Source organism: Brucella sp. (assembly GCF_032066345.1).
Classification (GTDB): domain Bacteria; phylum Pseudomonadota; class Alphaproteobacteria; order Rhizobiales; family Rhizobiaceae; genus Brucella; species Brucella pseudogrignonensis.
In genome coordinates, this window is the sequence record NZ_DAMBKZ010000007.1 from 117,218 (window position 1) to 134,461 (window position 17,244).

Below are 17,244 nucleotides of genomic sequence, written 5' to 3' on the forward strand. Positions count from 1 at the left end.
CCAGCGACGGTCAAGCTCTTCCCCTGTCGTCTCGTGCCAGCAAGACGCTGTGGGTCAGAATTGAGCAGTCTGGCATCACCGTTCTATAGTGGACGCATCGATGGTGCACTGACAGCTAGATGAGGACAGTCATGGCCCGCGATAAACTCGAAACCTACAAAAAAAAGCGCGACTTTGAAAAGACGCAGGAGCCAAAAGGGGTGAACCGGCCAAAGGCCTCGAAGAAGCTGCGTTTCGTTATTCAGAAACATGCTGCGACGCGACTGCATTACGATCTGCGTCTCGAACTTGACGGTGTCTTCAAATCCTGGGCCGTGACCAGAGGACCCTCTCTTGATCCCGGCGACAAGCGTCTGGCGGTCGAGGTCGAAGACCATCCTCTTGATTACGGGGATTTCGAGGGAACGATCCCCAAAGGCCAATATGGCGGCGGCACAGTGATGCTCTGGGACCGTGGTTACTGGACACCGGAAGGAGAACTGACCGCCAGCGAGGCGCTTGCCAAAGGCGACCTGAAATTTACCCTAGAAGGTAAGCGACTGCATGGCAGCTTTGTGCTGGTGCGCATGAAAGCGGATCGCAACGGCTCCAGACGAACCAACTGGTTGCTGATCAAGCATCAAGACGCGTTTGCCGTATACAGCAACGGTGCTGCCGTTTTGGACGACAATGACACCTCTGTCGCATCCGCTCGTTCCATGCAGATGATAGCAGCCGGCAAAGGCAGAAAGCCGCGCCCCTTCATGATCGAAACTGACGCTATCGCGGCAGACGCCGTTTGGGATAGCAGTCATGGGCTTGCTGCAAAAAAGCGCGAAAAAAACAAAAGGATGTCGGAGACCGTCAAGTCAACGCCCGCCACCATGCCGGACTTCGTCCCACCCCAATTATGTGAAACCCACGACAGGCCGCCGGCTTCGAAAAACTGGATTCACGAAATTAAATTCGACGGCTACCGCATCCAGATGCATGTCAATTCTGGCGCAGTCACATTGAGAACCCGAAAGGGTCTCGACTGGACCGAAAGATTTCCAGCCATTGTAAAAAGCGCGGCAGCACTCCCCGACGGCATCATAGATGGGGAAATCTGCGCGCTGGACGAAAGTGGAGCACCTGATTTTGCAGCATTGCAGGCAGCTTTGTCCGAGGGCAACACCGATGCCCTGGTTTATTTCGCGTTTGATCTGCTTTTTGACGGCATCGAGGACCTGCGGCAACTTGCTCTTACCCACCGCAAGCAACGGCTCGAGCAGATGGTAGAAAGCGTCAGTGAGGATCCGCTGATCCGCTATGTGACACATTTTGAAACAGGCGGGGAAGCGGTTCTGCGTTCCGCCTGTCGGCTTTCGCTGGAAGGCATCGTTTCCAAACAGGCGGACGCCCGCTATGTCTCGGGTCGTTCCGACAGCTGGGTCAAGTCCAAATGCCGTTCAGGCCATGAAGTGGTGATTGGCGGTTATGCCACGACCAATGGCAAATTCCGTTCTTTGCTCGTCGGCGTCAATCGCGGCAGACATTTCGTATATGTTGGTCGTGTCGGTACCGGCTATGGCGCAAAAACCGTTGCGGGCATTCTACCGAAACTTCGTGCGCTTGAGGCCAGGAAATCGCCTTTTACCGGGATCGGTGCGCCCAAGGGAGGCACCGATATCAAATGGCTGAAACCGCAATTGGTCGCAGAGATACAATTCGCCGGGTGGACGGCAGACGGCCTCGTTCGCCAAGCTGCGTTCAAAGGGTTGCGCGAGGACAAGCCAGCGAAAGAGGTGGTTGCCGAAACGCCGGCAGCGCCGAGCGACGTCGATGTCCCTGAAAACGACACCGCAAAGCCTGGAGATATTCTCACATCTCAAGCAGGCGGCAAACCCAATATCATGGGCGTATTGATTTCGAGCCCTGATAAGACACTCTGGCCGGATGCTGGGGATGGAAAGCCAGTCACAAAACTCGATCTCGCCCGCTATTACGAGGCGGTGGGACCGTGGTTGATCAACCATGTCAACGGCCGGCCCTGCTCGGTGGTTCGCGCGCCCGATGGTTTGCAGGGCGAGCAGTTCTTCCAGCGTCATGCGCTCCCAGGCACCTCGAACCTGATCGAACTTGTAGAGGTGTTTGGTGACAGGAAGCCCTATCTCCAGATCGATCGGGTGGAAGGGCTCGCAGCAGTCGCTCAAATGGGTGGCGTCGAACTGCATCCGTGGAATTGTTTACCCTATCAACCAGAAATCCCTGGTCGGCTGGTGTTTGATCTCGATCCTGGCCCTGACGTGGCTTTTTTCAGCGTTATCGAAGCGGCGCTGGAAATGCGCGATCGCCTTGATCAGCTTGGTCTGGTCAGCTTCTGCAAAACCACGGGCGGCAAAGGACTGCATGTGGTCACGCCGCTTGGCGGTGGCAAAGGCAAAAAACTCAACTGGGCAGAAGCCAAAGGTTTCGCACACGATGTTTGCCAACAAATGGCCGGCGACTATCCCGACCGCTACCTGATCAAAATGGCCAAAAGCCAGCGCAAAGGCCGTATTTTCCTGGACTACCTACGCAATGACCGCATGTCGACAGCCGTTGCACCGCTCTCACCCAGAATGCGCGAGGGGGCGACGGTGTCGATGCCGCTCAACTGGACCCAGGTCAGAAAGGGCCTCGACCCCAAGCGATTTACAATCCGGACTGTTCCCGCGCTACTCGGAAAGAAAAAGGTTTGGGAGGACTATTTTGACGAGCAACGATCTTTGCGTGAGGCGATAAAGAAGCTCGAAAAATCGATACGTCCACCAGCTTGAGCATTCGTCAGCACTGTACGCGCGCGCGATGAGAATGGGGTTGCATCCGTAGGGCAATATATGAATCCTTATGCGATATCATATTCTGCAAGTGTTTCCACCACGATTTGTGAAGCTCAGGTGCCCTTCGCCTAGCCTCATCTTTGCCGCCAACCCAAACGCCGGTTCCGCTGATCGACTGTCGAGGAGAAGCTCGTGGTTGTAAGATCAGAATTCTGCAACTCGCCCCGTGCTAGCTGCTGGGGTATCTTCAGCTTGTTTCAAAATCGAAAAGCGATGAATGCCATGGGCTGCAGCTATTATCCGGTTGGTACGTGTGCCACCAACCTCAACTCGTTTGGTCTCTGTTGGTGTACTATAAAAAGCCAGCACCAGTACGCAAACAGCATCGCAACCAACGCCGACTGCGCGCTGGATAGAGAGGGCCCAGGTTTTATCGTTTGCAGTCAATCGACCCACGCTGTGATAGGAAGACGTTGCGGCTTTCTATAAATATATGCCCCCAAACTTCTTTGCCGCATGCACTTTCCCAAGGGATAAGCAATGAGACTGATGCTTTCAACCTCTCTATATCATTCACTGGAAATAAGAGTTTTTTGCGAGCAAGCCGGTTGTTCGGCTGAAAGACTTTACTGAAGGGCTCCAGCGCGATGCTCATTTAGCAGAAACGCCAGCAACTATAAAGGAGCTGCATTCGCATCCTCCCGCGTCGGTCTCGTTAACGCCACATCTTGCGCATTCTCGCTCCAACATCCATTCTGACCGATGCCTTGCTGCGCTCCGCTCTTGCGGCTGAGAGCTTTGGCCAACTTGTGATCTCGAACAGCGGCAGCAAGTTTTTGGGGATGAAGCGGGTTCTGGACGCATATACGTGCCGGTCCCCCTGCGTGTTCTGCCCATAGGTGAAGAAGCGTTGTGGTGTGATAAGGCTCAGGCTATCTCGCGCGCGGGTCATCCCCACATAGAGCAGGCGCCGCTCCTCTTCGAGTTCCGCCGTCGTTCCGGCACCGAGATCCGACGGTATACAACCGTCCACCACATTGATCATGAAAACCGAACGCCATTCCTGGCCCTTGGATGAATGGATAGTTGAAAGGATGAGATAATCTTCGTCCAGCAGCGGTACGCCCGCCTGGTCACTGGTGGCATCGGGCGGATCAAGCGTCAATTCGGTCAGGAACCGCTCACGGTTGGGATAACCGCCAGCAATCTGCTCAAGCTGGAGAAGATCGGCCTTGCGGGTTTCAGCCTCCTCATGAAGACGTTCAAGATGCGGTTCATACCACAGGCGCGCCTGACCGATTTCCCCGGGCCAGCCGCCTTCTGCTTTGCGCAGAGCTGAAAGCATCGCGATAAAGGCAGGCCAGTCGTCGCCAGTCCTGGGTGGTGGTGGAATTTCGGCGAGAGATATCAGGGGTTCAGGGTCTGTGGCAATGGTGTCGAGTATTTTGCCGGCTGTCTGCGGACCAACGCCGGGAAGCATTTGCAAAAGGCGAAAGCCCGCCACACGATCACGAGGATTCTGTGCAAAGCGGAGCGCCGCCAGCAAGTCCTTGACATGCGCGCTGTCGAGAAATTTCAATCCACCGAATTTGACGAAGGGGATGTTGCGTCGCGTCAGTTCGATTTCAAGGGCACCACTATGGCTCGATGTCCGAAACAGCACAGCCTGTTGCTTGAGCGTCATACCGATCTCGCGATTGGCCAATACCTGCTCCACAATGTAGTGGGCCTGGTCACTTTCGTCCCGGACGGTCACGAGCAGGGGACGCTGCTCCGAGCAACGGTCCGTCCATAGGTTCTTGGTGAACCGCTCGCGTGCGAGGTCGATCACTCCATTGGCTGCAGCCAGAATGGGTTGTGTGGAGCGGTAATTGCGATCAAGCGTGATGATGTCTGCCGGCTTTGGCGCGAATGCTTCCGGAAAATCAAGGATGTTGCGCACCGTTGCCGCCCGAAACGAATAGATCGATTGCGCATCATCCCCGACCACAGTCAAACCCTGTCCATCAGGCTTGAGTGCCAGAAGAATGGAGGCCTGCAACCGGTTGGTATCCTGATACTCATCGACAAGGACATGATCAAAACGCCCGCCAATATCCTGCGCGAGTTCGGGATCAGACACCATCTGCGCCCAATAGAGCAGAAGGTCGTCATAATCGAGCACATTCTGCGCCTGTTTCGCGTCGACATAGGCCGCAAATAGCTGTTTGAGTTCGTCTTCCCAGCCGATCGCCCAGGGATAGGCCGATTTGAGGATCTCGCCGATAGAACTTTCGGCATTGACCACCCGCGAATAGATGGCAAGACAAGTCCCCTTGGTGGGAAAGCGGCTTTCTGTCTTCGACAGGCCCAATTCGTGCCGGACCAGGTTCATCAGATCCGCACTGTCTTCACGATCATGAATTGTGAAATCCACATTCAGACCGATCTGTTCGGCGTAAATCCGCAGCAGCCGGGCACCGATGCCGTGAAAGGTCCCTGCCCAGTGTAGCGCATCGCGCATGATGGCAGCGTTCTCACCCAGAACCTGCCGACAGATCCGCTCGACCCGTCGGCCCATTTCGGAGGCCGCCCGGCGCGAAAAAGTCATCAGCAAGATCCGTTTTGGATCCGCGCCTTTGACAATGAGATGGGCAACCCGATGCGCCAATGTGTTGGTCTTGCCTGAACCAGCACCGGCAATCACCAATAGCGGACCGCTGACACCAGCGTCCCCCACGCCATATTCCACTGCTTCCCGTTGCCGGTCGTTGAGCTTTTCCAGGTAAGCCGTCATCTGTCCCCGTCATATACAAAAAATTCCTGCCGCTGGGCTTCGCCGATATCCCCTTGAAACCCTTGCAGGATTCAATTGAACACCGCGCAAAAGCTGTGATTTCAATTCAGCAGGCCCGATTGACTCGCAAAGGCAATCGGAACAAATAGGGAACTTATCAGCTTTTATTGAAGCTGCAAACCCCTGCAAGGAACTGTATCGCAATGCCCGAACCCGCCGCCAATCCCGTTATTGCAGAACTGCGGTCGCGCATCGAGCGGCTGGAGGGCGGACATGCGCGACAACGCCACGTTCTGCCTTTCGGTTTGCCGGCGCTCGACAGCAAACTGCCGGGTGGCGGTCTGGCCTTAGCTTGCCTGCATGAAGTGGCTGGCGGTGGCAATGGTGCCGTGGATGGTGCTGCTGCCGCCTTGTTTGCAGCAGGGATTGCCGCACGCACGCAGGGCAAGATCCTCTGGGTGGTCACGCGCCGCGATCTATTCATGCCGGCCATCGCTCAGGCTGGCCTTCATCCCGACCGAATGCTGCATCTGGAGGCGGGGGATGAAAAGTCCCTTCTTGCCTGTTTTGAGGAGGGCTTGCGTCACGGCGGTCTGGGCGCTGTGATTGCCGAAACGGCCCGCCTGTCGATGACAGCATCGCGACGGTTGCAACTTGCCGCCGAAAATGGGGGAACGATCGGCATTGCCTTGCGGCGCTGGCGTCGACAGAGCGAAGCCGGTGATTTTGGTCAGCCCACGGCCAGCGTCACGCGATGGCGCGTGTCTCAAATGCCATCCGCACCCCTTCCCGTTCCAGGACTCGGCCGGGCACGCTGGCTTGTCGAACTCATCCGTTGCCGCGCTGGTGACAGCGCAGATTTTGAAGTGGAGGCCTGTGATGACCAGGGTCGTATCGCTCTTCCTTCCAAGGTGGTCTACCGATCGCCTCAGAAGGAAATCGGACGTCGGATCGCTTGATGACACCGCCCCGCTGGTGCTTGTCGGACACGATAGCCGGCGGCGTGTCATCATGGCACTCGACGACAATGCAGAGGCGCTCGGCCTGCGCCTTGGCATGCCCGTCGCCAAGGCGCAGGCACTGGCGCCTGACCTTCGCCTGATGGATGCCAATCCCGCCGCCGACGCGGCGGGACTGCAGAAACTCGCTCATTGGGCCTTGCAGCGCATCTCTCCGATCGTCATGGCTGATCCACCCGACGGGCTTGTCATTGACACGACCGGTGCAGACCATCTTCACGGTGGTGAAGCCGCGATGCTCGGCGCAATCCTGCAGCGCTTCGCCTCTTCCGGGGTCAAGGCGCGCATAGCGCTCGCTCAAAGCTGGGGGGCAGCCCATGCAGCCGCCCGCTTTGGTGAACACAGCATTGAGATCATACCAGACAACAAAACCGCATCTTTTCTGGCGGCGCTGCCGCTTGCAGCGCTGCGTCTGCAAAAAGACATGATCGTCGAATTGCACCGGTTGGGTTTTGAAACCATCGCCGATGTGATGAACCAGCCGCGCGCACCGCTGACCTTGCGCTTTGGTCCACAGATTGCCCGTCGGCTCGATCAGGCTTTCGGGCGATTACCCGAACCCATCACGCCCTACCGCGTCCCCGAAATTATCGAAGCAAGAAAGGTGTTTGGTGAACCGATCGGTGCGGCAGAAACCATCCGCCGCGCAATCGGCAAACTGGTATCCCAGCTCTGTGCCGAACTTGAAACCAGGGGAATGGGTGCACGGCGGCTTGATCTGCTGATCCATCGCGTCGACAACGCCCGACAGGCACTCCGGGTTGGCGCAGCGCAGCCTATCCGCGCCCCCCAACGCCTGTCACGGCTGCTCAATGACAAAATTGCCAGCATCGATCCCGGCTTTGGCATCGAAATCATGGAACTTGCAGCCGTGATTGTCGAACCGTTGCGTGAAAGACAGCCCATGGTCACACTCATCGATGCGGCAAACCCCGATATTTCCGACCTGGTTGATGTGCTGGCCAACCGCATTGGCGAAAGCCGACTGTGTCGCTTTACACCCGTCGAGAGCGACGTCCCCGAACGCTCGGTGGCAATGATCGCAGCACTGTCACCCGAAACCGGCGCCACTTGGAACGGCAAATGGCCTAGACCAACGCGCCTGTTAGCACGCCCCGAACCGATCGAAACCATGGCTCTTCTGCCCGACAATCCGCCGGTCTGGTTTACCTGGCGCGGTGTGAGACGACGGGTGCGACAGGCAGACGGCCCGGAACGCATTCGCGGCGAATGGTGGAAGCGCGATGCCGAAATGGCAACGGTGCGCGATTATTTCCAGGTTGAGGACGATGCCGGTGAACGCTACTGGATTTTCCGTTCCGGCGACGGCGAGCACAGCGAGAGCGGTAGCCAGCGCTGGTTCCTGCATGGGGTCTTTGGATGAGAGAAACAGCCTATGCCGAGCTGCAGGTCACCAGCCATTTTTCCTTTCTGCGCGGCGCCAGCAGTTGTGAGGAACTGTTTGCCGAAGCCGCGCGATTGGGCATTGCCGCGCTCGCAATCGTCGATCGCAATTCGCTGGCAGGTCTTGTGCGGGCGCATCAGGCCGCCCGCGACAGCGGTGTGCGTCTGGTCGTCGGTTGCAGGCTGGACCTTTGCGATGGCATGTCTGTTCTTGCCTATCCCACCGACCGACAAGCCTACGCCCGGCTATGCCGGTTGCTCTCGTTGGGAAAAATGCGCGCCGGCAAGGCAAAATGTCGGCTCGAATGGGACGATCTCGCAAGCTATAGCGAGGGATTGCTCGTGGTGCTGTTGCCCGATGAGGCCAACGCAGTCGTAGCCACCCATCTTCGCAAACTCCATGCCGTATTCGCTGATCGTGCCTATATGGCATTGACATTGCGGCGCAGACCCAATGACCAACTGCGCCTGTGGCAGCTTTCCCAAATGGCCGCAGCAGCCAAGATCAGCACCGTGGTCACCAATGATGTGCTGTTTCATGAGCCGGCACGCCAGGTTCTGCAGGATGTGGTGACCGCTATCCGCCACAATGTAACGATTGACGAACTCGGACATCGTCGAGAACGTTTCTGCGACCGCTATCTCAAAAAACCGGATGAAATGCATCGGCTGTTTGCCCGCTATCCGGAAGCGCTTTCCAGAACAAACGAGATCGTTGATCGCTGCAGATTTCAGCTCGATGAATTGACCTACCAATATCCCGAGGAAAAGCTCTTCCCTGAACTCTCGACCCAGCAGGCGCTGGAGAAACTGACATGGGCGGGTGCTCTCGAACACTACCCGGAAGGGCTGCCCGATAAGGTCCGACGCGGGCTTCAGCATGAATTGCAGCTGATCGCCAAGCTCGACTACGCCCCCTATTTTCTCACGGTCAACGCAATCGTGCGCTTTGCCCGCTCAAAAGGTATTCTCTGTCAGGGTCGTGGTTCGGCGGCCAACAGTTCGGTCTGCTACGTTTTGGGCATTACCAGCATTGATCCTGACCGCAATGATTTGTTGTTCGAACGCTTCGTATCGGAAGAACGACGCGAACCACCCGATATCGATGTGGATTTCGAGCACGAGCGCCGCGAAGAGGTCATCCAGTGGATCTACCAAACCTATGGGCGGGAGCGGGCAGCCTTGTGCGCAACCGTTGTTCGCTACCGTGCCAAAGGCGCCTTGCGCGATGTCGGAAAGGCGCTTGGCTTGCCCGAAGATCTCACCAAAACACTCTCGTCACAGGTTTGGGGCTGGTCGGAAAGCATTGAAGCCAAACATGCCGAAGGGCTCAATCTCAACCTGCAGGATCGTCGTCTGCGTCTGGCGCTCGACCTTGCCCATCAGCTGGTGGGGACACCGCGACATCTGTCCCAGCATCCCGGTGGCTTTGTCCTGACGCGCGACCGCCTTGACGAACTGGTTCCGATCGAACCTGCCGCAATGGCTGATCGGGCGATCATTGAATGGGACAAGGACGACATTGATATATTGAAGTTCATGAAGGTCGACATTCTGGCACTCGGCATGCTGTCCTGCATGCGCCGGGCTTTCGATTTTCTGGCACAGCATAAAGACACCCAGCTTAATCTTGCCTCCATTCCTTCTGAGGATCCGCGGACCTATGCCATGATCAGACGCGCCGATACGCTGGGCACGTTTCAGATTGAATCGCGTGCACAGATGGCAATGTTGCCGCGCATGAAACCCCGCACTTTCTATGATCTGGTCATCGAAGTGGCGATCGTCAGGCCAGGACCGATCCAGGGTGACATGGTCCATCCTTATCTCAAGCGGCGCGAAGGCCGCGAGGAGGTCATCTATCCCAGCCCGCAACTGGAAGCCGTGCTCGGCAAGACATTGGGGGTTCCGCTGTTTCAGGAACAGGCGATGCGGGTGGCCATCGAATGCGCCGGCTTTTCTGCTGGCGAAGCCGATCAATTGCGCCGTGCAATGGCAACCTTCAAACATACAGGCGGGGTTTCCAAATTCGGTGAAAAGCTGATCGAAGGCATGGTGGCCAATGGCTATCCACGGGAATTCGCAATGCAAACCTTCAAGCAGCTTGAGGGCTTCGGCTCCTACGGCTTTCCGGAAAGCCATGCGGCGAGTTTCGCGCTCATCGCCTATGCCAGCAGCTGGATGAAATGCTGGCATCCCGATGTCTTCTGCGCCGCACTTTTGAACGCCCAACCGATGGGGTTTTACGCCCCGGCGCAGATTGTTCGGGACGCGCAATCCCATAATGTCGAGGTTCGTCCCGTCTGTATCAATGCGTCCCGCTGGGATTGTACCTTAGAGGCGCGCAACCCCGATGACGGCCGGCTGGCCGTTCGGTTGGGCCTGCGCATGGTGAAGGGATTGGGCAATGCCGATGCCGCGCGGCTGATTTCGGCGCGCGGTGATCAACCCTTTGCTTCGGTTGACGATCTCTGGCATCGCGCGGCAGTTGGTGTGGAAACGCTTAATGAACTGGCCAAGGCCGATGCTTTCAAACCCTCGCTCGGCCTGCAAAGACGGGAAGTCTTCTGGGCCATGAAGGCGCTCAGGGATGAGCCATTGCCGTTATTTTCTGCTGTTAGAAACCGGGTACTGGCAACATCAGGCCAGACATTCCGGCAACAGGACGGGTTCAAAGAACAAATCGAGCCCAAGGTCAAGCTGGCTCCCATGACCGCCGGCAGCGAGGTGGTCGCCGATTACGGCCATACCGGTCTCACCTTGCGCCAGCATCCGTTAAGTTTTCTGCGCTCCGAGCTTGCAGATCGTGGCGTGGTGAGTTGCGCCAGAGCGACCGCCATGCGTGATCGCCACTGGGTCGACATTGCAGGGCTTGTGCTTGTGCGGCAGCGACCGGGATCCGCAAAAGGGGTCATGTTCGTGACGATTGAGGATGAAACCGCTGTTGCCAATCTCGTGATATGGACCAAAACATTCGAAAAGTTCCCTCGAATTATATTGGGGGCAAATATGATGGGTGTGCGTGGCCGCGTGCAACGAGAAGGCGAGGTCGTTCATATCGTCGTCCACCACTTGACCGATCTGTCACACGAACTCGCCAGCATCGGCTCACGTGAGTGTCGGTTTCCCCTCCCCCATGGCAGGGGCGATGAATTTCACCATGGATCCCCGACACCCGATCCGCGCGGCCTGCCCAAGCCACGCGATATGCCGGACCCCTACCTGCATCTTGACGAGATCGCAATGAAGACACGAAATTTCCGCTAGAATATCTGACTGCGAAGATCGCCACAAAAGCCAGGCCTGCGCATAGCGAGACCCGCCCTCGGCCATGATGTTCTCTCACCCTCGAAATTGGTCCGCTAGCGTACCAACGCCCCTTGCTCCAGACTGCTTGGTGCAGCAAAACCGCTGTATTCTGCACCATCAGACGTGCTCAAAGCCGTTTTCGCGCGCGCGCTTAATGATGTCTGGTGATGAAGGCTAAAACCTGCATGCACCCCCTCTTGTTTAGCGCTCACTTTCGTGCTTTCTGGTTGTCGGGTTTCGGCGATTGCAACCAGCTTGTCACCGACAGAGCCATTGGTTGCTGCGCTTGATTGGGCGTGTCTCGGAAGAGGCATCTCGCATGATGAGGGTCATGCGAAGAAAAATTTGGGGCTGGGATGAAATCTTCTGTTTATTGGATGCGTCGCAGCCTTGCGACGCGAAGCGCGACACTCCTTGCAACCACCGCGCTGACTGCCATTCTCGCAATGAACACATTACCGGCTTCTGCCCAGCTTGCCTGGGACGGCATCAACACCACTTCGGGTGCGGATGGCGGCGCTGGCACCTGGTCCGTGGGTTCGGCAACCAACTGGGTCGATGCCAATGGCAATAATGTTGCCTGGATCAATGGCAGCCATGCGGTGTTCGGCGATTTCACGGGTGCTTCCGGCGCAGTACAGGTCGTGGGCAATGTGGCGGCGAGTTCTCTGACCTTCAACCGCACCAGCTTTCCCGGCTATAATATTTATGGCGGGACCGTGATGGGCGTGGGGGCAGCCGGTACTGAGCTGTTTAGCGACGGATCGCTCGACGTCTCGGCAAATCTTGCGGGCGGCGACTGGATAAAGACCGGAACCGGGATTATCCGCTTTCTTTCTGCCAACAGCCATACTGGCACCACCTATATCAACCAGGGTGCCATCGCAATCAGCAATGCCAACGCATTGGGAAGCGCTGCGGGGGGCACCGTTGTTGCATCCGGCGCGGCCTTGATCTTCAACGGGAATTTCACCGTCGCCAATGAAGCCCTGACCCTTTCGGGCACCGGTCTGGGAAGCGGGGCGCTGACAAACAATGTGTCAAAATCGGTCTGGGGCGGTTCGGTCACATTGGCGGCTGACACGATGATTGGTGCTTCCGGCGCCGACCAGAGCCTGTCGCTGACGGGCGCAGTCGACAGTGGCGGCCATACGCTTACCTTCAATATTGGTTCCAACGCCAACGGACTGATCTCCGGCATCATGTCGGGCACAGGCGGCCTGACCAAAGGCAGCGCCGGAACATTGACCCTGAGCGGCGTCAACAGCTTTACCGGCGCCACGACAATTCTTGGTGGCTCGCTCGTCATGGGCGCACAAGATGCCCTGGCAACATCCTCGACGGTCCAGCTCGCAAACGGCACCTGGGATCTCAAGGGTTTCAATCAGACGGTCAAGGGACTGTCCAGCAACAACAGTTCGGCCAGTGTAGCGCTCGGCTCAGCCGCTCTTACGGTCAACAATGCCGGTAATTTCACCTATTATGGCGACATTACCGGAACGGGAAGCCTCACAAAGTCAGGTGCCGGAACTTTGACACTGGGCGGTGTGACAAGTTACACAGGCGCAACCGCGATCAATGGCGGTATTTTGCGAACCGGCGTTGCAAACGCTCTTACCCAATCGACAGGCATCGCGCTCAACGGCGGCACCTTCGATTTGTCCGGCTACAATCAGACAGTCGGCGCGCTGAATGGCGGCACCGGAGCCAGCGTGACTTTGGGATCTGCCATGCTGACCGTTGACACCGCCACAAACAATAGTTTCTGGGGAAGCATTTCCGGTGGGGGCGGTCTGACAAAAGCCGGTTCCGGCCTATTGGATCTGCGTTCTGCGAACAGCTATTCAGGCGCAACCGCTGTGACTGGCGGCACGCTGAGAGTAGGCCCGGGCGCTTCCCTCGCCAATTCTTCAGCCATCTCGATCAGCAATGGCGGCACTCTCAGTTTGACGGCAGCCAATGCGCTCTCCTCCAACGCTGCCGTCAGCCTGACAGGTAACGGATCCCAGCTTGGACTCGCCGCCGATCAACAGATCGGTTCCCTTGCCGGCACGGCGGGCACGTCGATCTATGTCGACCCAGGGGTGACACTGACGACCGGAACCAGCAATACCAGCTCGGCTTTTTCTGGCAATATCGGCAGCAATGGCGAGGGAAATCTCGTCAAGCTCGGCAGCGGCGGCCTGACCTTGTCCGCTACCAACAATTATAGCGGCACCACCACTGTTCAGGCTGGCTCGCTGATCGTCAACGGCTCCATTGCCGCTTCCTCCCTGACCACAGTCCAAGCCGGTGCCGCCTTGGGTGGCGGCGGCCGCGTGGGAGCGACCAGGATCAAAGACGGCGGCACACTTGCCGCCGGCGCACCGGTCGGTACATTGCACATTGATGGAAACCTGACACTCGATCAGGGAAGTCAGATCGCCTATGAGGCGGGTGCGCCGGGCGTGGACTATTCGACGCCCGGGACATCCGATAGTCTTTCGGTCACCGGAAATCTCGCACTGAACGGCGCCAAGCTCAACGTCACCGACGCGGGTGGATTTGGCCCCGGGCTTTATCGCATCTTCGATTACACCGGCACGCTCACAACCACCAATGGCGGCTTGTCAATCAACCAGGCGCCGGCCGGAGCGCCCCTCACCATTCAAATTCTGACCGCGGACAAGCAGATCAATCTCATCAATGTCGGCAATCAGACGCTTGGGTTCTGGAATGCCGACGGCACTGCAAGCGCCAGCCAATTGGGCGGTGGAAGCGGAACCTGGTCGGTGGTCTCCCCGGTCTGGACCGACGAAAACGGTAGTCTGACCGCTCCGATGCAGCCACAGCCAGGCTTCGCCATATTCGGTGGCAATGCCGGGACCGTGACAATCAACAACAGCGCCGGATCCGTCCAGGCGACGGGCATGCAGTTCGCCTCCGATGGATACCGGATAACCGGCGATGCCTTGACGCTCATCGCAGATGCAGATCATCCGGCACCTGTGGAAATAAGAGTGGGCGACGGCAGTGCGTCAAGCGGATCCTATGTCACAAGCATCGACAATGTAATCACCGGCAGCGAGGGGCTCAACAAGACCGGCGCCGGAACGCTTGTGCTAAACGGATCCAATCTCTATTCCGGCGGCACAACATTGTCGGCAGGCAGGCTTTCCGTGTCCTCTGACGCAAATCTCGGCGCAGTCAATGGCGGCTTGACCTTTGCGGGAGGCGTCCTCGAACTTGGTTCCTCGTTCGATCTTGCAACCGCGCGCTCCGTGCAACTGACCGCAGCGGGTGGAACAATCGACACCAATGGTTTCAATTCGACCCTGCGTCGCGAGATCACCGGCAGTGGCGATCTGATCAAAGCTGGCACCGGCACGCTGACACTCAATGGCATGAACAGCTTCACCGGCAAGACCCGGATCGATGCAGGCGGAACGCTGGCTCTGGCGGGTCAGGGCCGGATCAATAGCTCCAGTGGTGTCGAAGTCAATGGTACGCTTGACATCTCAGCCGCCGCAGCCGCGCAGATCAAGACATTGTCTGGCAATGGATCGGTTGTTCTGGGCTCCAATTATCTAACCATAGCACAGGCCGCAGGCGTCTTTTCGGGCGCAGTCACCGGGACTGGCGGCGTCATGGTGACCGGCGGCAGCCAGGTTCTGTCCGGCAACAGCAGCTTCTCGGGCACATTGGGGATCTCCGAGGGAGCTACGGTTCGCATCGGCGATGGCGGCAGCGCGGGATCAATCACCGGCGACATCAACAATTGGGGCATGTTGGTATTCGACCGCTCTGACGCTCTGACCTATGGCGGGACGATCACGGGTGGCAAAGGCACGCTCGGCATCACCGGTGGCGGGACATTGACGCTGACAGGCGCCAATAGTTACAATGCCAACACCATTATCGACCAGGCGACATTGATGATCGGCAATGGTGGAACAGGCGGACGTCTGGGCTACGGTGATACCATATTTGCTGGTACCAGCGCCCTGGTGTTCAATCGCAGCAACAGCTACGCCTATCGGGGAGCGCTAATTGGCGACGGCACGCTCCGGCAGATCGGCAGCGGCACCACCATCCTTGCCGGCGATCTGACGCGATTTGCCGGAAACACCGAGGTTTCAGGCGGTACATTGCAGCTCGAGAGCCTGCCAGGCGGCGATATGACGGTTGCAAACACCGCAACAATCGATTTCGCTCTGCTCAAGGATGCAGTCTTTCAAGGCGCAGTGACGGGCAATGGCCAGTTGCTCAAATCGACGAATTCCGTGTTGACACTCTCCGGCGACAATAACGGTTTCACAGGCCAGACAAAGGTTAATGCCGGCACGCTTGTCATTACCGGATCATTTGGCGGCGACTACAGTGTCGGAAACGGCGCAGTGCTGATTGCTGACGGCAACATGAAGGGTGGCCTCACCGTAACAGCCGGCGGTCTACTGGGCGGAACTGGTGTCCTGGGCGATCTGACAATCGAAACGGGCGGCGTGCATGCGCCGGGTCATTCGCCTGGTACCCAGACCATCGTGGGCGACTATATCAACCATGGCACTTTGCTGGTGGATGTCACACCTGATGTCTCCGACAGGCTGGTGGTTACCGGTGGGGTCGATATTTCAGGCGCAACACTCAGCCTGTTGCTGTCGCCGGCCACAGCCGAGAGCTGGAACCCACTCAACGGCCCTTACACGCTCATCGCAAATCAGGGCAGTGATGCCGTTTTGGGGCGTTTTGCCTCGGTGAGCAAAAACCTGGTCTTCCTTAATGAGACCCTCGATTATGCGGGCGGTGATGGCAATGATGTGACCTTGCAGCTCAACCGCAATGATGTCGGCTTCGACGATGTCGCCGCGACACGCAACCAACGCAGCACGGCACGGGCGATTGCATCGCTGCCTTCCGGAAACGCGGTCTGGAACACCATCGCCTTGCAGCCCGACGATCAATCGGCACGGGCAGCCTTTGACGCGCTTTCAGGCGAAATTCATGCCTCGGCGAAATCGGGCCTGATCAATGACAGCCATATCCTGCGCGATGCCATCAATGATCGACTGCGCGCGGCTTTTGCCACCGCTGAAGTAAAAACCTCCTCCGCATCGACCGCCAATCTCGCGGCATGGGGCCAGGCACTTGGCTCCTGGGGGCGTTTCAACGGCAATGACAATGCGGCCGCCTTCGACACTTCAACCGGCAGCTTCGTGACCGGCTTAGATACACAGCTTGGCGACACATCCCGCCTCGGACTGGTCGCCGGATACAGCCATTTGAGCATGCATGCCAAAGACCGCAGCTCGTCGGCTTCCGCACAGAGCTTGCATCTTGGCCTTTATGGCGGCAGCCAATTTGATGCGATCAGCCTGCGTGCCGGAGCGGCCTACAGCTTCAATGCGCTTGAGACGAACCGCTATGTGGGCATCCCAGGGCTTACTGACTTCCATGATGCCGATTATGATGAATCAACCTTGCAGCTTTTCGGCGAACTGGGCTACCGCATCGATACCGACCTTGCCGTGTTCGAACCCTTCGCCAATCTCGCTTATGTCAATCTACATACCGATGGCTTCAGCGAGACCGGCGGGGCGGCTGCGCTTTCAGCAGGCAGCAATTCAACCCAAACCACCTTCACGACGATCGGCTTGCGCAGCTCGAGCACCTTCACGCTCAATCATCTCACAGCCAATGTGAATGGCATGGTCGGCTGGCGTCATGCCTATGGTGACCTCGACCCGGTTACCCGCCTTTCTTTTGAAGGATCAGACAGTTTCCAGATGACGGGCGTGGCGATCGGCAAAAACGCGGCTGTGGTTGAATTGGGCGTCGATTTTAATCTCGCCCCCAATACAACATTGGGCGCTGCCTATCGGGGTCAGTTCCTGGAAGGCGCCATCGAGAACGGCTTTAACACCAAACTCGCTGTCAAATTCTAGCAGGACAATCATCAGGCGGCGATGACAATTGC

Annotated in this window: 6 protein-coding genes; 5 read left to right on the plus strand and 1 reads right to left on the minus strand. The window is 57.6% G+C overall.

Annotated features, from left to right (window positions below):
• Positions 1-131: 131 nt before the first annotated feature.
• Complete coding sequence (ligD, locus tag RT142_RS11160; RefSeq protein ID WP_313028643.1) at positions 132-2,780, plus strand: DNA ligase D; 2,649 nt, start codon at positions 132-134, stop codon at positions 2,778-2,780.
• 718 nt (positions 2,781-3,498) lie between these two features.
• Here the strand turns inward: ligD and RT142_RS11165 are convergent.
• Positions 3,499-5,559: an ATP-dependent helicase gene (locus tag RT142_RS11165; protein WP_105520377.1), complete on the minus strand. Its 2,061-nt coding sequence runs from the start codon at positions 5,557-5,559 to the stop codon at positions 3,499-3,501.
• Positions 5,560-5,762: 203 nt separating this feature from the next.
• Between RT142_RS11165 and RT142_RS11170 the strand changes: the two genes are divergently transcribed.
• From RT142_RS11170 to RT142_RS11185, 4 genes are all read left to right on the plus strand, one after another.
• The gene (locus tag RT142_RS11170) at positions 5,763-6,518 is read left to right on the plus strand and encodes an ImuA family protein (protein WP_007881366.1); all 756 of its coding nucleotides are present in this window, start codon (positions 5,763-5,765) and stop codon (positions 6,516-6,518) included.
• Complete coding sequence (locus tag RT142_RS11175) at positions 6,439-7,962, plus strand: DNA polymerase Y family protein (protein ID WP_313028645.1); 1,524 nt, start codon at positions 6,439-6,441, stop codon at positions 7,960-7,962. Before RT142_RS11170 ends, RT142_RS11175 begins: the two co-directional genes overlap by 80 nt.
• Positions 7,959-11,249 (plus strand): error-prone DNA polymerase, encoded by a 3,291-nt coding sequence (locus RT142_RS11180; protein ID WP_313028647.1) that lies wholly within the window; start codon positions 7,959-7,961, stop codon positions 11,247-11,249. The genes RT142_RS11175 and RT142_RS11180 overlap by 4 nt, the downstream gene beginning before the upstream one ends.
• Positions 11,250-11,647: 398 nt before the next feature.
• Positions 11,648-17,212, plus strand: coding sequence for an autotransporter domain-containing protein (locus RT142_RS11185; protein WP_313028649.1), 5,565 nt, complete (start codon positions 11,648-11,650; stop codon positions 17,210-17,212).
• Positions 17,213-17,244 lie beyond the last annotated feature (32 nt).

Excerpts from the sequence above, each read along its gene's own strand:
- ligD (WP_313028643.1), top strand. The coding sequence starts at position 132 with ATGGCCCGCGATAAACTCGAAACCTACAAAAAAAAGCGCGACTTTGAA.
- RT142_RS11165 (WP_105520377.1), bottom strand. The coding sequence starts at position 5,559 with ATGACGGCTTACCTGGAAAAGCTCAACGACCGGCAACGGGAAGCAGTG.
- RT142_RS11170 (WP_007881366.1), top strand. The coding sequence starts at position 5,763 with ATGCCCGAACCCGCCGCCAATCCCGTTATTGCAGAACTGCGGTCGCGC.
- RT142_RS11175 (WP_313028645.1), top strand. The coding sequence starts at position 6,439 with ATGACCAGGGTCGTATCGCTCTTCCTTCCAAGGTGGTCTACCGATCGC.
- RT142_RS11180 (WP_313028647.1), top strand. The coding sequence starts at position 7,959 with ATGAGAGAAACAGCCTATGCCGAGCTGCAGGTCACCAGCCATTTTTCC.
- RT142_RS11185 (WP_313028649.1), top strand. The coding sequence starts at position 11,648 with ATGAAATCTTCTGTTTATTGGATGCGTCGCAGCCTTGCGACGCGAAGC.